General features: G+C 71.7%; 15 protein-coding genes. 14 read left to right on the forward strand and 1 reads right to left on the reverse strand.

Features of this window, described 5'->3' with window-relative positions:
* The 12 genes from ABD844_RS37590 to ABD844_RS37645 all read left to right on the forward strand — a co-directional run.
* Positions 1–765 (forward strand): 2-oxo acid dehydrogenase subunit E2 (locus ABD844_RS37590; protein ID WP_344888999.1); only part of this gene is annotated, 765 nt, incomplete at its 5' end.
* A 134-nt stretch (positions 766–899) separates the two neighbouring features.
* A complete protein-coding gene (locus ABD844_RS37595; protein WP_344889002.1) occupies positions 900–1793 on the forward strand; it encodes a TIGR01777 family oxidoreductase in 894 nt (297 codons plus the stop codon).
* Positions 1794–1830: 37 nt separating this feature from the next.
* On the forward strand, positions 1831–2580 hold the full coding sequence (locus ABD844_RS37600) for a Type 1 glutamine amidotransferase-like domain-containing protein (RefSeq protein ID WP_344889005.1): 750 nt from the start codon (positions 1831–1833) through the stop codon (positions 2578–2580).
* A 37-nt stretch (positions 2581–2617) separates the two neighbouring features.
* Entirely contained in the window at positions 2618–3310 is a 693-nt protein-coding gene (lipB, locus tag ABD844_RS37605; protein ID WP_344889008.1) for a lipoyl(octanoyl) transferase LipB, read from the forward strand.
* Between the two features lie 123 nt (positions 3311–3433).
* Positions 3434–4417, forward strand: coding sequence for a M48 family metallopeptidase (locus tag ABD844_RS37610; protein ID WP_344889011.1), 984 nt, complete (start codon positions 3434–3436; stop codon positions 4415–4417).
* Positions 4418–4459: 42 nt separating this feature from the next.
* Complete coding sequence (gene lipA, locus ABD844_RS37615; protein ID WP_344889014.1) at positions 4460–5389, forward strand: lipoyl synthase; 930 nt, start codon at positions 4460–4462, stop codon at positions 5387–5389.
* Between the two features lie 179 nt (positions 5390–5568).
* Complete coding sequence (locus ABD844_RS37620; RefSeq protein ID WP_344889017.1) at positions 5569–6525, forward strand: AraC-like ligand-binding domain-containing protein; 957 nt, start codon at positions 5569–5571, stop codon at positions 6523–6525.
* A 91-nt stretch (positions 6526–6616) separates the two neighbouring features.
* Positions 6617–6997, forward strand: a complete 381-nt coding sequence (locus tag ABD844_RS37625; protein ID WP_344889020.1) for a VOC family protein — start codon at positions 6617–6619, stop codon at positions 6995–6997.
* Positions 6979–7776, forward strand: coding sequence for an alpha/beta fold hydrolase (locus ABD844_RS37630; RefSeq protein WP_344889023.1), 798 nt, complete (start codon positions 6979–6981; stop codon positions 7774–7776). The genes ABD844_RS37625 and ABD844_RS37630 overlap by 19 nt, the downstream gene beginning before the upstream one ends.
* A gap of 70 nt (positions 7777–7846) precedes the next feature.
* Positions 7847–10231, forward strand: a complete 2385-nt coding sequence (locus ABD844_RS37635; protein ID WP_344889026.1) for a glycoside hydrolase family 3 protein — start codon at positions 7847–7849, stop codon at positions 10229–10231.
* Between the two features lie 125 nt (positions 10232–10356).
* On the forward strand, positions 10357–11037 hold the full coding sequence (locus ABD844_RS37640; RefSeq protein ID WP_344889029.1) for a DUF4191 domain-containing protein: 681 nt from the start codon (positions 10357–10359) through the stop codon (positions 11035–11037).
* Positions 11037–11801 (forward strand): class I SAM-dependent methyltransferase, encoded by a 765-nt coding sequence (locus ABD844_RS37645; RefSeq protein ID WP_344889032.1) that lies wholly within the window; start codon positions 11037–11039, stop codon positions 11799–11801. Before ABD844_RS37640 ends, ABD844_RS37645 begins: the two co-directional genes overlap by 1 nt.
* Before the next feature lie 14 nt (positions 11802–11815).
* Here the strand turns inward: ABD844_RS37645 and ABD844_RS37650 are convergent, their stop codons facing one another.
* The gene (locus ABD844_RS37650; protein ID WP_344889035.1) at positions 11816–12277 is read right to left on the reverse strand and encodes an RDD family protein; all 462 of its coding nucleotides are present in this window, start codon (positions 12275–12277) and stop codon (positions 11816–11818) included.
* Positions 12278–12354: 77 nt separating this feature from the next.
* On the opposite strand from ABD844_RS37650, the gene ABD844_RS37655 reads away from it, so the two are divergent.
* Together ABD844_RS37655 and glnA are read left to right on the forward strand one after the other, a co-directional pair.
* The gene (locus tag ABD844_RS37655; protein ID WP_344889038.1) at positions 12355–13467 is read left to right on the forward strand and encodes a hypothetical protein; all 1113 of its coding nucleotides are present in this window, start codon (positions 12355–12357) and stop codon (positions 13465–13467) included.
* 94 nt (positions 13468–13561) lie between these two features.
* Positions 13562–14986, forward strand: a complete 1425-nt coding sequence (glnA, locus tag ABD844_RS37660; RefSeq protein WP_344889041.1) for a type I glutamate--ammonia ligase — start codon at positions 13562–13564, stop codon at positions 14984–14986.
* The last annotated feature ends 18 nt before the right edge of the window (positions 14987–15004 follow it).

The raw sequence follows: 15004 nt of genomic DNA on the forward strand, positions 1-15004 counted from the left end.
CTGGGCGGCGCCGCGCCCGAGCCGGTGGAGGTCGACACGACGCTGCGCGGCCGTACGGAGAAGATGACGCGCCTGCGTCAGACCATCGCCAAGCGCATGGTCGAGTCGCTGCAGACGGCGGCGCAGCTCACGTCGGTCGTCGAGGTCGACGTGACGAAGATCGCGCGGCTGCGGGCGAAGGCGAAGGACGACTTCCTGCGCCGCGAGGGCGTGAAGCTGACCTTCACCCCGTTCTTCGCGATGGCCACGGTCGAGGCGCTCAAGCAGCACCCGAAGCTCAACGCCACGATCAACAACGAGACCAACGAGGTCACCTACTTCGACGTCGAGAACCTCGGCATCGCGGTCGACACCGAGCGCGGCCTGCTCGCGGCGGTCGTCAAGAACGCCGGTGACCTCAACCTGGCCGGCATCGCCCGTAAGATCACCGACCTCGCCGAGCGCACCCGCAACAACCAGGTGACGCCCGACGAGATCACCGGCGGCACGTTCACGCTGACCAACACCGGCAGCAGGGGCGCGCTGTTCGACACGCCGATCCTCAACCAGCCGCAGGTCGGCATGCTCGGCACCGGCGCCGTCGTGAAGCGGCCCGTGGTGATCGACACGCCGGAGGGCGAGGTCATCGCGGTCCGCTCGATGGTCTACCTGGCGCTGACCTACGACCACCGGCTGGTCGACGGCGCCGACGCGGCCCGCTTCCTGACGACGATCAAGCGTCGTCTCGAGGAGGGCCGTTTCGAGGCGCAGCTCGGCCTCGGGTAGTCCCCGCGTCGTTCTCGCGTTCGGGCGGCTGATCGGCCGGGCGGCTCCCTGGGGCCGCCCGGCCCTTCGTTTCCCTGGCTCCGGCGGGGGCGCCGGTCCCCGGCGGGAGCGCGTACGGGGCGTAGGGTGAAGGCATGGCGATCATCGTGACGGGTGCGTCGGGGTTGGTCGGTACGGCGCTGGTCGAGGCGCTGCGGGCCGGCGGGCGGGAGGTCGTCAAGTTCGTACGCCGCCCGCCCCGCGCCGCCGACGAGGCGTTCTGGCAGCCGTCCGAGCAGGTCGTCGACCTGGCCGCGCTGGAGGGCGCCGAGGCCGTGGTGCACCTGGCCGGGGCCTCCATCGGCGGCAGGCGCTGGACACCGGCCTACAAGCGCGAGCTGGTCGAGAGCCGGGTCCAGGGCACGCGCGTGCTGGTCGGCGCGCTGAAAGAGCTGGCCGAGCCGCCCGAGGTGCTGCTGTCGGCGTCCGGGATGGACTTCTACGGCGACACCGGCGACAAGGTGATCGACGAGGAGCAGGGCAAGGGCACCGGGTTCCTGTCTGACCTGTGCGAGCAGTGGGAGCGCGAGGCCCGCGGGGCCGCGGACGCGGGGATCAGGACGGTGCTGACGCGTTCGTCGCTGGTGCTGAGCGGGCGCGGCGGGGCGCTGGGCCGGATACTGCCGATCTTCAGGATGGGGCTGGGCGCGCCGCTGGGGACGGGCCGGCAATACTGGTCGTGGATCACTCTCGACGACTGGGTGTCCGCCGCGCTGCACGTGCTGGCGGACCGGGAGATCGAGGGGCCGGTCAACTTCACCTCGCCCGCGCCCGTCACCAACGCCGAGTTCACCCGCGCACTGGGCAAGGCGCTGCGCCGGGGCACGATGCCGATCCCCGTGCCGGCGTTCGCGCTGGCCGCCGGGCTGGGCGAGTTCGCCCGTGAGGGGCTGCTGTCCAGTCACCGGCTGCGGCCCGCCAAGCTGACGGCCGCGGGTCACGGCTTCGCCCATACCAGTCTCGACGAGGCGCTACGCGCCGTACTCTAGTGGCCGTTCGTCGTTCAGCAGGTTGGAGAAGCTTGACATGATCCGGTCAGGACAGTCGCACATCCTCGCCATCGGGGGCGGGTCCTTCCGCCCGAGCAGGCGCCACAACCAGATCGAGGCGAGCGCGCTGCTGCGTTACGGCCTCGACCTGACCGGGCAGGACCGCCCGAAGCTGGGCCTGGTCGCCACGGCGATGGGCGACTCGTCCGACTGGGTGCTGAAGATGTACGGCGCCTTCGCGGGCTGGGACGTCGAGGTGAGCCACCTGACCGTCTTCCCGATGCCCAACGTGGCCGACCCGCGCGGCTGGCTGCTGGAGCAGGACATGATCTACGTCAGCGGCGGCAGCGTGGCCAACCTGATGGCGCTGTGGCGGCTGCACGGGCTCGACGAGGCGTTCGAGGAGGCGTGGCAGGCCGGGATCGTGCTGTCGGGGCAGAGCGCGGGCGCGCTGTGCTGGCACGTCGGCGGCAACACCGACTCCTTCGGCCCCGACCTACGGGTGTGGGCCGAGGGCATGGCGCTGCTGCCCTACTCGTGCGGCGTGCACTACAACTCCGAGCCGCAGCGGCGGCGGCTGCTGCACGAGTCGGTGGCCTCCGGTGAGCTGCCCGGCGGATACGCCGCCGACGAGGGCGTGGGGCTGCACTACGTGGGCACGGAGTTCATCCAGGCGGTGAGCGTCGAGCCGGGCGCGTACGCGTACCGGGTGGAGAACGACGGCCAGGACGAAGGTGCGGGGAGGGTAAAGGAGTTCAGGATCGAGCCACGGCTGCTGACCCCCTGATTACCCTTCAAGGGTGAGGGAACGGCACAATAGGCTCATGCGCCCCATCCACGGGGACGATCCCCACGCACTCGCCATCGTCCGACTCGGCGTCGACGTTCCCTACGAGCAGGCCTGGTCGCTGCAGCGCTGGGTGCACGGCAAGCGGGCCGCCCGAGAGCTTCCCGACACCGTCCTCATCCTGGAGCACGCGCCCGTCTACACCGCGGGCAAGCGCACGGCCGCGCACGAGCGACCCTCCGACGGCACCCCGGTCGTCGACGTCGACCGGGGCGGGCGCCTGACGTGGCACGGTCCCGGGCAGCTCGTCGCCTATCCCATCGTGGCCGTCACCGACGTGGTGGCCTACGCCTGCCGCCTGGAGGAGACGATGATCCAGGTGTGCGCCGACTTCGGCGTCACCGCGCGGCGGGTGAACGGCCGGGCGGGGGTGTGGGCGTCCGGCGATCCGGCCCTGGGCCTGCCCGACCGCCAGCTCGGCGCGGTCGGCCTGCGGTTCTCGCGCGGGGTGACCATGCACGGGTTCGCCCTCAACTGCGCCAACGATCCCCGCTGGTTCAACCGCATCGCGCCGTGCGGCCTCCCCGACGTGGGGGTCTCCTCGCTGTCGGCCGAGACGGGCCGGCGCATCGTGGTCGAGGAGGTCATGCCGATCGCGGAGAAGCGGCTGGCGGAGGCGCTCGGCAAGGAGGCGTTCGAGCTCCACGAGGAGGACCTTCTCCGGCGGTGATCCGGCGCGGTGATCCAACGCGGCGATCCAGCCCGGCGATCTGGCGCGGTGATCCGGCGCAGTAATCGAATCTGCATCCAATTACTGCGGAAACGTAGGCGAACCGGGCTTACGATCGCGCGTATGGCCCGCGTTCTCGCTCTCCTGCTCGCGCTCGTGGTGCACCTGCTCACACTGGGGTTCGTGGCGTTGGGCGGGTGGATGATCCTGCGCGACCCCGGTTTGATCCTGTCGTGGCTCGTCGGCGGCGTGTGCCTGGCCCTCGGGTGGGCGCTGCGCCCGCGCCTGGGCAGGCTGCCCGCCGAGGCGGAGCCGCTCGACCGGGCCGAGGCCCCTGAGCTCTATCGGGTCGCCGGGCACGTGGCCGACCGGATCGGCATGCGACGGCCCCTCCAGGTCGCGGTCAGCGACCTGGCCACGCGGACCACGTATGACCGGATGGGGCTGGGACGCACTCCCGTCCTGGTCGTCGGTCTGCCGCTGTGGCTGGCGCTGTCGCCGAAGCACCGGGTGGTCCTGCTGGCCACCGCGTACGCGCGGCTGCCCACCGGCGACGAGCGGGTGGTGAGCGAGGCGCTGGCCGCGCTGGAGTCCTGGCGTGACGCCCTGCTGGGGGCGGCCAAGCCGCTGAAGGCCAGGGAGGAGGCCGGGAACAAGATGGACGCGTCCTTCTGGGGGATCGAACATCCGGGCACCACGTACGAGGTGTTCGGGTTCCTGGGTCGCGTGATGGGCCGGGTGTTCGGCGGCCCGGTGCTGCTGCTGCGCTTCGTGCTGAGGCGGCTGGCCCGGTCCGGCGAGGGCCGCGTCCTGGCCCGGCAGCGGGCGCTGTCGCGCCGGGTGGCCACGGACGAGGAGCTGGACGAGCTGGCGGCGCTGTCGGAGGGCGGCGTCTACCTGGCGCGGATGCAGGCGGCGGCGCTGCGCGGCGAGAGCGTGTCGGCGATCCGGCGGGCCGCACTGGCGAAGTTCCAGCTCACCGAGGAGGGCGTGCTGCCCGCGGCGCCGCAGTCGGAGCTCCTGGGCACGAGCGAGTCCGACCGCATCGACGAGGAGCTGACCGCCCACTACAGCCGGGCCGTACGCGGGTTCGGCCTCATCTCCTGACCCTGGACCGGGTCGCCTCCCCGGGAGACGTAAGCTGAGAACGTGACCGTTGCTCCTGAAGGCCGAAAGCTCCTCCGTCTGGAGGTGCGCAACGCCGAAACCCCTATCGAGCGCAAGCCCCCATGGATCAAGACCAAGCTGAGGACGGGCCCCGAATTCACCGAGCTGAAATCGCTCGTGCGCCGCGAGGGCCTGCACACGGTCTGTGAAGAGGCGGGCTGTCCCAATATCTACGAGTGCTGGGAAGACCGCGAGGCGACCTTCCTCATCGGCGGCGACCAGTGCACGCGCCGGTGCGACTTCTGCCTCATCGACACGGGCAAGCCGAAAGACTACGACCGCGACGAGCCGCGCAGGGTGGCCGAGTCCGTCCAGCAGATGGGCCTGAGATACGCGACCGTGACCGGCGTGGCCCGCGACGACCTGCCCGACGGCGGGGCCTGGCTCTACGCCGAGACCGCGCGCCAGATCCACGCGCTGCTGCCCGGCTGCGGCGTCGAGCTGCTGGTGCCCGACTTCAACGGCGACCGCGACCAGTTGGCGGAGGTCTTCTCCAGCAAGCCCGAGGTGTTCGCCCACAATGTCGAGACCGTGCCGCGCATCTTCAAGCGCATCAGGCCCGGGTTCCGCTACGAGCGCTCGCTCGACGTGATCACGATGGCCCGCGAGGCCGGGCTGGTCACCAAGTCCAACCTGATCCTGGGCATGGGCGAGACCCGCGAGGAGATCGTCGAGGCGATGCGCGGCCTGCACGAGGCCGGCACCGACCTGCTGACGATCACCCAATACCTGCGGCCGACGCCGCGTCACCACCCGGTCGACCGGTGGGTCAAGCCGGAGGAGTTCGTCGAGCTCCAGGCCGAGGCCGAGGCGATCGGGTTCGCGGGCGTGCTGTCGGGGCCCCTCGTACGGTCGTCGTACCGGGCGGGCCGCCTCTACCAGCAGGCCATCGCGGCCAGGCAGACCGCCTGACCCACCACCGCGACGAGTGCGACGACGAAGCCCCGGGCCCTCCCCGGGGCTTCGTCGTAGGCGGGACTCTGTCGTAGGCGGGGTGGCCCGGTCTTACGCGGGGCCTGCCGCCGGAGCGTGGTGCGGCGCGGCCCCGGATGGCTAGCATGGCGGCGGAGTCGATAGGGGGCCGACCTGCGATGGCTGTGCTGATCCGGACGAGCGACCTGCCACCCGAGCACCGGCACGACGCCTGGCGGAGCGTCGTGTGCGACACGCTCGGGCCTCTCGACCTGCGCATCGACCCCGACGCGCCGCTGCGCGGAGAGATCGAGTTCGGCAGGCTCGGCGCGGTGGGCGTCGGGCGCATCCACACGACCACGCCCCACAGCGTGCACCGCACCCCCGGCCTGATCCGCCGCGACAACCCCGACCACTACCGGGTCGTGCTCGCCGTGGCGGGCAGCCCGCGGCTGGCCCAGGACGACCGGTTCACGCAGCTCAGCCCGGGCGAGTTCGCGATCTACGACTTCACCCGCCCCTACGAGCTGGCCTACGACTCGGCGGTGCGGCTGGCGGTGTTCAGCTTCCCGCGCGACCAGTTCGCCGTGCCGGTCGACGCGGTGGCGGAGCTGGCCGCGTTACCGATCACGGCCGCCTCGGGGGCCGCCGCGCTGGCCGCGCCGCTGCTGCGCCGGGTGGCGCTCGATCACGACACCTACCGCCCCGGCAGCGCCGCGCGGCTGTCGACCGTGGTGACCGACCTGGTCGGCGCCGCCGTGGCCGAGCTCCTCGACCAGGAACGGTCCCTGCCGGAGGACGCCCGGCAGCGTACGCTGCTGCTGCGGGTGCACGCGTTCATCGAGGAGCGGCTCGGCGACACCGGCCTCGACCCGGCCGGCATCGCGGCCGCGCACCACATCTCCGTACGCCACCTGCACCGGCTGTTCGAGTCGGAGGACACGACGGTGGCCGCCTGGATCCGGCGGCGACGGCTCGAACGGTGCCGCAGCGACCTGATGGCGGGCGGCGCCCAGTCGGTCAGCGCCGTCGGCGCCCGGTGGGGGCTGCCCGACTCGGCGCACTTCAGCAGGCTGTTCCGACGCGAGTACGGGATGCCGCCCACCGAGTACCGCCGCGCGCATGCCGTGCGCTGATCGTCAAACCACCTGGCGTCCAGATCCAAGACCGTGCGGCGGCCCGCCCAGCAGACTGAGGGTGTCCGCAAGACGAGAAGGGATCAACGAGATGCAGCTCTTCGTGAACGTGCCGGTCAAGGACCTCGACCGGTCGAAGCAGTTCTTCACCGACCTCGGCTTCACCCTGTACGGCATGTCCGACGACATGGCCTCGGTGGTCATCAACGGCGAGACGCACGTCATGCTGCTGGCCGAGCCGACGTTCGCCACGTACGTCACCAAGGACGTCTCCGACGCAGGCAAGAGCACCGAGGCGATCCTGGTGCTCGGGATGGAGAGCCCGGCCCAGGTGGACGAGCTGGTGGACAAGGCGCTGTCGGCCGGGGCCACCCCGGCGGGCGTGGCGCAGCCGAACCCCGGCCGCTACCAGCGCGGCTTCGCCGACCTCGACGGCCACCACTGGGAGGCGCTGTGCCTGATGCAGGGGTGAAGTCGGCCGACGGCACCCTCATCGCCTTCGACCGCCACGGCCGGGGTCCGGCGGTGGTGCTGGTGCAGGGCGCGTTCATGGACCGGCGGCACCCGCTGATGACCGCCATCGCGACCGGCCTGGCCCGGTGGTTCACGGTGTACGCCTACGACCGCAGAGGGCGGGGCGGCAGCGGGGACACGCCTCCGTACGCGGTCGAGCGGGAGATCGAGGACCTGGCGGCCGTCATCGAGGCGGCGGGCGGGTCGGCCATGGTCTTCGGCGGCTCGTCGGGGGCGGCCCTGGCGCTGGAGGCGGCGGCGGTGAGCCCGGCGGTCTCGAAGCTGGCCGTGTGGGAGCCGCCGTACCACGTGGACGACGGCGCGCCCGCCCTCCCCCGCGACTTCGCGGCCCGGCTGGGCGCGCTGGTCGAGGCGGGGCGGCGGGCGGAGGCGGTGGAGCGGTTCATGGTGGACGCGGCCGAGGTGCCCGCGCAGGCGGTGGCCGCGATGCGGGCGCAACCGTCCTGGGCGGAGATCGAGGCCGCGGCGCACACGCTGGCCTACGAGGCGGCCGTCCTGGGGCCGGGCAACGCCCTTCCCGCCGGACGGCTGACCGCCGTCACGCAGCCGACGCTCGTGCTCAACGGCGACCAGAGCCCGCGCTGGATGGCGAACGCCGCGTCGGCGGTGGCGGACGCCGTGCCCGGGGCGGTACGGCGGGTGCTGGAGGGCCAGGCGCACAACGTGGCGCCGCGGGCGCTGGTGCCCGAACTGCTGGAGTTCTTCGTGACCGCCTGACCCCCGTCCAGGGCTTTGCCCGACGCGAAGGCGGCGAATCTGTCGAGTCACCGGTTTCGTGGTGAACACTATGATCGTGGACCTCGACGAACTGCTCTCCCGCCTCGACCTGCCCACCAAGATCCGCCTCCTCACCGGCGCGGACATGTGGTCGCTCACCCCGGTCCCCGAGATCGGGCTCGATCGGATCGTGATGAGCGACGGCCCCATCGGCGTACGCGGCGGCGAGTGGCGGGCCGGTGACCCCTCCATCGCACTGCCCAGCCCGACCGCCCTGGCCGCGACCTGGGACGTGGACCTGGTCAGGCGCGCGGGGCTGCTGCTCGCCCAGGAGGCCAGGCGCAAGGGCGTGCACGTGCTGCTCGCGCCCACGCTCAACCTGCACCGCTCGCCGCTCGGTGGACGGCACTTCGAGTGCTTCTCCGAGGACCCGTACCTGGCGGGCGAGATCGGCGCCGCCTACGTCGAGGGCGTGCAGGAGGGCGGGGTCGCCACCACGCCCAAGCACTTCGTGGCCAACGACTTCGAGACCGACCGCTTCACCGCGGACGTACGCGTCGGCGAGCGGGCGCTGCGCGAGCTGTACCTGCGGCCGTTCGAGCGGGTGGTCCAGGCGGGTGCGTGGGGCCTCATGACGGCCTACAACTCGGTGAACGGCACCACCATGACCGAGCACGCGGAGCTGGTGAACGGGGTGCTGAAGGGCGAGTGGGGGTTCGACGGGCTCGTGGTGTCCGACTGGACGGCCGTGCGCTCGACCGAGGCCGCCGCCCTGGGCGGCACCGACGTGGCCATGCCGGGGCCGCGCGGGCCGTGGGGCGAGCGGCTGGAGGCGGCCGTACGGGAGGGGCGGGTGCCGGAGGCGGCCGTCGACGATCGCGTACGGCGGATCCTGCGCCTGGCCGAACGCGTCGGCGCCCTGCACCCACCCGTGGCCTCGCCGGAGGCGGAACCGCCCGCCGAGCCGCCCACTGTGCGGCCCGACGCGGCCATCGACGGGGTGGCGCTGGCCCGTGAGATCGCCACGCGCGCCTTCACCCTGGTCACGAACGACGGCGTCCTGCCGCTCCGGCCCGGCGGGAGCATCGCCCTCATCGGCGCGGCGGCCCGCGAGGCGCGGGTCATGGGCGGCGGCAGCGCCCAGGTCTTCCCCGAGCACGTCGTCTCGCCGCTGCGGGGCCTGGCGGAGCGCGCCGACGTCCGGTACGCCCTCGGCACCGACCCCCGCCTCCGCCTGTCGCCGCTCCCCGGCCCGGTCACCGCGTTGTTCCTGGACGAGGCGGGCACGGTGCTGGCCGAGCAGTCGCTGGCCGACGGCGAGGCCCGCTGGATGGGGCAGTTGCCGCCCGGCGTGACCGGCGAACGGCTCCGCTCGGTACGGCTGCGGGCGGCGTACACGCCGGAGGTGACGGGCGAGCACGAGCTGTCGATCGCCGGAGTGGGCGCCTTCACGCTCACCCTGAACGGCGAGACGGTCATGAACGAGAACATCACCGGGGATGGGGACGCGGACGATCCCGCCGCGGCCTTCCTGGCCCCGCCCGAGCGGCGGGTGGGCGTCCCGATGACCGCGGGCGAGACGTACGAGCTGACCGTGACACACCCGGCGGCCGTGGGCGGCGGGATGGCGTTCGTGTCCTTCACGCTCGGTCACGCCGACCCGACGCCGGGTGAGGACGCGCTCATGGCCGAGGCCGTCCGCGTGGCGGGTGAGTGCGACGTGGCGGTGGTCGTGGCCGCGACCACGCCGGAGGTGGAGAGCGAGGGCTTCGACCGCGCCGACCTCCGCCTGCCGGGTCGCCAGGACGAGCTGATCAGCGCGGTGGCCGCGGCCAACCCGCGCACGGTGGTCGTGGTCAACGCGGGCTCGCCGGTCGAGCTGCCGTGGCTGGAGGAGGTGGCGGCCGTGCTGCTCACCTGGTTCCCTGGGCAGGAGGCGGGGGCGGCGCTGGCGGATGTGCTGTTCGGGGACGCGGAACCGGGCGGGCGGCTGCCCACGACCTGGCCGCGCCGGCTGGCGGACGCGCCGGTGACCTCCGTGACGCCGGTCGACGGGCGGGTGGCCTACGACGAGGGCGTGCTCATCGGCTATCCGGCGTGGACGGGGTCTCCGGCGTTCTGGTTCGGGCACGGGCTGGGGTACACGTCCTGGTCGTACGACTCGATCGCGGCCGAGGGCACGACCGTGACCGTGACCGTCACCAACACCGGCACCCGCCGGGGGCGGGAGGTCGTGCAGGTCTACCTCACGCCGTACGGTGCCGCGGGACGGCGGCTGGCCGGGTTCGACGTGGTCGAGGCCGCGCCGGGCGAGACCGTGCTGACCACCTTCTTCCTGCCCGAGCGGGCCTTCCAGGTCTGGCGGGACGGCTGGCACACGGTCAAGGGCGAGCACACCGTCGAGGCGGGCCGCAGCGCGGGCGACCTCCGGCTCTCGGCGAGCCTGGAGAATTAGATCGCCGGAAACCGGCTCACGGCAGCCGGCTCACAGGAATCAACCCGCAGAAACTAGGTCACAAGGGAAACACGGCAGGGGCCGCGTTTTCCCCAGCGCACCAGTTGGTTTGTATCCTTCTGAGCATGGCAAAGTCCGAGGATCCAGAGAAGCCGGGGCGCATCAAGCAGCTCCGCATGATCGCGCAGATCATCAAGCAGGCCAATCCCAAGGGGATGCCGATCGTCTTCCTCTCGGCGGTGGGCACGCTGGCTGTGGTCGTCGTGATCGGCCTGGTCACGGACTACCTGTGGTATTCGGTGTTCATCGGCGTCCTGGCCGCGTTCACGGTGGGTCTGGTGGTGTTCGGGCAGCTCGCGCAGCGGGCCCAATACTCGATCCTGCACGGCCAGACCGGCGCGGCGGCGGCCGTGCTGCAGGGCATGCGCGGCAACTGGGAGGTCACCCCGGCCATCGCGGTCAACCGCGACCAGGACATCGTCCACCTCGTGGTGGGCTATCCCGGTGTGGTGCTGGTGTCCGAAGGGCCGGGCAACCGGGTGGCCAAGATGTTGACGGCCGAGAAGAAGCGGATCTCCCGGGTGGTGCTGGGCGTCGAGATCTACGACGTCCAGTGCGGTGACGGCGAGGGGCAGGTGCCGCTCGGCAAGCTGCAGCGCCACCTGATGAAGCTGCCGCGCAACCTCAAGAAGCCCTCCGTCAACGAGGTGAAGGACCGGCTGCGCTCGCTGCCGCGCAACATGCCGATGCCCAAGGGCCCGATGCCCAAGGGCGCCCGCATCCCGCGCGGCCCCAAGATGCGCTAGTGCTGTCGGCATCGTCGCGGGCCAACCGCGGCTGGTGGGACGGCAACGCCGACGACTACCAGGTCGAGCACGGCGGCTTCCTGGGTGACGTGGGCTTCGTCTGGGGCCCGGAGGGGCTCGACGAGGCCGAGGCGGGGCTGCTCGGCGACGTACACGGGCGGCGGGTGCTGGAGCTCGGCTGCGGGGCCGCGCAGTGCGCGCGGTGGCTGGTGACGCGGGGCGCCGAGGCGGTGGCGTTCGACCTCTCCCACCGCCAGCTCCGCCACTCGCGGCGCATCGACCTCGACACCGGGGTGCGCGTCCCGGTGGTGCAGGCCGACGCCGAGTCGCTGCCGTTCGCGGGCGGCTGCTTCGACGTGGCCTGCTCGGCGTACGGGGCGCTGCCGTTCGTGGCCGATCCCGGGGCCGTCTTCCGCGAGGTGCGCAGGGTGCTGCGGCCGGGGGGCCGGTTCGTGTTCTCGGTGAGCCATCCGGTCAGGTGGGCCTTCCCGGACGACCCGGGGCCGCGGGGGCTGACGTCCGACCGGTCGTACTTCGACCGTACGCCGTACGAGGAGCGTGACGAGGACGGCGTACTCACCTACGTCGAGCACCACCGGACGATGGCCGACTGGGTCGGCCTGCTGGTCGCCTCCGGCCTGACGATCACCGGGCTGGTGGAGCCCGAATGGCCCGAGGGGAACGAGCAGGTGTGGGGCGGCTGGAGCCCGCTGCGCGGCCGTCACCTCCCCGGCACGGCCGTCTTCAGTTGCGCCGCCCCCTGAAGCTCACCTGCGGCTCACATGCGGACGACCATCGTGTTGGATGCGCGGTCGTGCATGCCCCGGTGGTCGCGGTCCCAGACCGCGGCGGGCACCACCAGGCTCAGCAGCACCGTACGCACCAGGACGGGCAGCCACCGCGGGCCGCCGCCGTCCATCGCCGCGACCCTGATGCCCGCCAGCCGGTGCCCGAACGTCTGGCCCATGAACCCGACCAGCACCAGGTACTGGACCGCGAACACCACCGCCGGAGCCCACGGCGACTCGGCCGGGTTCATCCGGAGCAGCAGTTGCACGACCACCCATGTGCAGATCATCCAGTCGATGACGAGCGCGCCGATCCGGCGCCCCCAGCCCGCGATCGACCCGCTGCCCTCCTCGGGCAGGCCCAGGCGCTGGCCCGGATAGCCGAGATCCACCCCGGCGGACCGGAGCCCGCCCAGCCAGGTCTGTGTCCACCGTGGCTCGTTGCCGCTCATGCACTCAACGGTATCCGCCCGGGTGGCCGGTCGGGATCGTGACCCAACCGCGTCGCAAGATCGCCAAAATGTAGGCCATGCCACATGAGGACGACGACCTCGACCAGCGGTTCCACGAGCTGGTCGGGCAGATAGGCGACGAGGAACGCCGCAGGATGCGGACGTCGGCCACCAAGCAGGCCAAACAGGCCAGGCGGGCCGGGCGCGGCGGGCGGGCCACGGCGTCGCGACGCGCCCCGCGCGAGGACCTCGGCCACTTACGTGACGGCTTACCCGGCGGCAGACGCGCCGGACGCGCCGCCGCCCGGCACGGTGACGGAGGGATCGGCCGGGACGCCTGGGCGCCGGAGCGCCCGCCCCGCCGGGCCAGGCGGGCCTGGTACCTGCTGGCCGGGCTGACGGTGGTGCTGGCCGCGGGGTGCGTCGTGGCCGCCGTCCGGCCCGACCTGCTCGGCTCCGCGAACTCGCTGTTCGGGGAGCCGCTGGACGCGGCGTCCTTGCCGGCGCGCGATCCGTTCGCCGGGTCCCCGGCCGCCGACTACGCCGAGGGGATCACCGGGTTCGCCCTGCCCGCGCCCAAGGCGCTCGGCGGCCTGTCGGAGCAGGACGTGGCCAAGGGGCTGGAACGCACCCGCGAGCTGCTGGCCGCCGCCTATCTCGACCGTACGACGCTGCTCGGCGGCCCGCCCGACGCGTTCGCCGCGCTGCTGGACGCCGACCAGCGCGACTGGTTCCGCGACAACCTGGACGGGAGCGAGTACGGCACGCGCAACATGGTCACCAGCTTCGCCCCCGGCACGGCCGAGCTGACCACCGGCGTGGTGAAGGTGCGGGGCAGCTCGACCCTGGACACGTTCGAGGACGACGGACTACGAGGAGTGAGCGTCAAGCTGAACCACGTCCTCGTCTACGCCGTCCAGCTCCCCGGGCGTCCGGACACCGCGATCAGGCTCGTCGTGCACGCCAAGGGCGAGGCGCGGATCCACCGCGAGCGCGGGCGGATCGTCGTCCTGCCGGAGGGCTGGACCACGAGGCCGACCCCCGCGAGCTGCGATTTCAGCGACTGGTACATCCATCCGGTCTACCGCGACACGCCGCCGGGCACGGTGGCGCCGACGGGGCCGCGCACCGACCCGTACGATCTTGACCAGCCGGATGGAGAGGGCTGCGCGCTCTCCGACCCGACCTGACGCTGCGTAACACGTGCGAAACAATCGGGACACCGGACGGAAACGGCCACGCCCTAGCGTCGCCATGATGGCCAGTTCCCAGGGAGGTTCGAGAGTGTTCAACTCCGCCGACGACGTCCTGAAGTTCATCAGCGACGAAGGGGTGCAGTTCGTCGATGTCAGGTTCACGGACCTGCCGGGGACGACCCACCACTTCACCTTCCCGGTCGAAAACTTCAGCGCGAGCGTCTTCACCGACGGACTCATGTTCGACGGCTCGTCGATCCGCGGTTTCCAGGCGATCCACGAGTCCGACATGCTTCTGCTGCCCGACCCGTCCAGCGCGGTGCTCGACCCGTTCCGCCAGCACAAGACGCTCAACCTGAACTTCTTCGTGCACGACCCGCTGACGGGTGAGGCCTACAGCCGCGACCCGCGCAACGTCGCACGCAAGGCGGAAGACTACCTCCGGGGCACGGGCATCGCCGACACGGTCTACTTCGGCCCCGAGGCCGAGTTCTACATCTTCGACGACGTGCGCTTCGAGACGACGGCCAACGCCGGCTACTACTACATCGACTCCATCGAGGGCGCCTGGAACACCGGCAAGGCGACCGAGGGCGGCAACCTCGGCTACAAGCCGCGCTACAAGGGCGGCTACTTCCCGGTGCCGCCGATGGACCACTTCACCGACCTGCGCTCGGAGATGGTGCGCAACCTCATCGAGTGCGGCATCGAGGTCGAGATGCAGCACCACGAGGTCGGCACGGCCGGGCAGGCGGAGATCGACTTCAAGTTCGGCACGCTGCTCAAGACCGCCGACAACCTGATGCTGTACAAGTACATCATCAAGAGCACGGCCCTCGAATACGGCCACACGGTCACGTTCATGCCCAAGCCGATCTTCGGTGACAACGGCTCCGGCATGCACTGCCACCAGTCGCTGTGGAAGGACGGCTCGCCGCTCTTCTACGACGAGGTCGGCTACGCGGGCCTGTCCGACACGGCCCGCTACTACATCGGCGGCCTGCTCCGGCACGCGCCGTCGCTGCTGGCCTTCACCAACCCGACGGTCAACTCCTACCACCGTCTGGTGCCCGGCTACGAGGCCCCGGTCAACCTGGTCTACTCCCAGCGCAACCGGTCGGCGTGCGTCCGCATCCCGATCACGGGCTCCAACCCGAAGGCCAAGCGCATCGAGTTCCGCGTGCCCGACCCGTCGTGCAACCCGTACTTCGCGTTCTCGGCGATGCTGATGGCCGGCATCGACGGCATCCGCAACAAGATCGAGCCGCCGGAGCCCGTCGACAAGGACCTCTACGAGCTGCCGCCGGAGGAGGCCCGCCAGGTGCCGCAGGTCCCCGGCTCGCTGCCCGAGGTGCTCAGCGCGCTGGAGGCCGACCACGACTACCTGCTCGAAGGCGGCGTCTTCACGCCCGACCTGATCGAGACGTGGGTCTCGTACAAGCGGGAGAACGAGGTCGACCCGATCCGGCTGCGCCCGCACCCGCACGAGTTCGAGCTCTACTACGACGTGTGACGAGGGCTTCCCGGAACG

This window comes from Nonomuraea antimicrobica, assembly GCF_039536965.1.
GTDB classification, from domain to species: domain Bacteria; phylum Actinomycetota; class Actinomycetes; order Streptosporangiales; family Streptosporangiaceae; genus Nonomuraea; species Nonomuraea antimicrobica.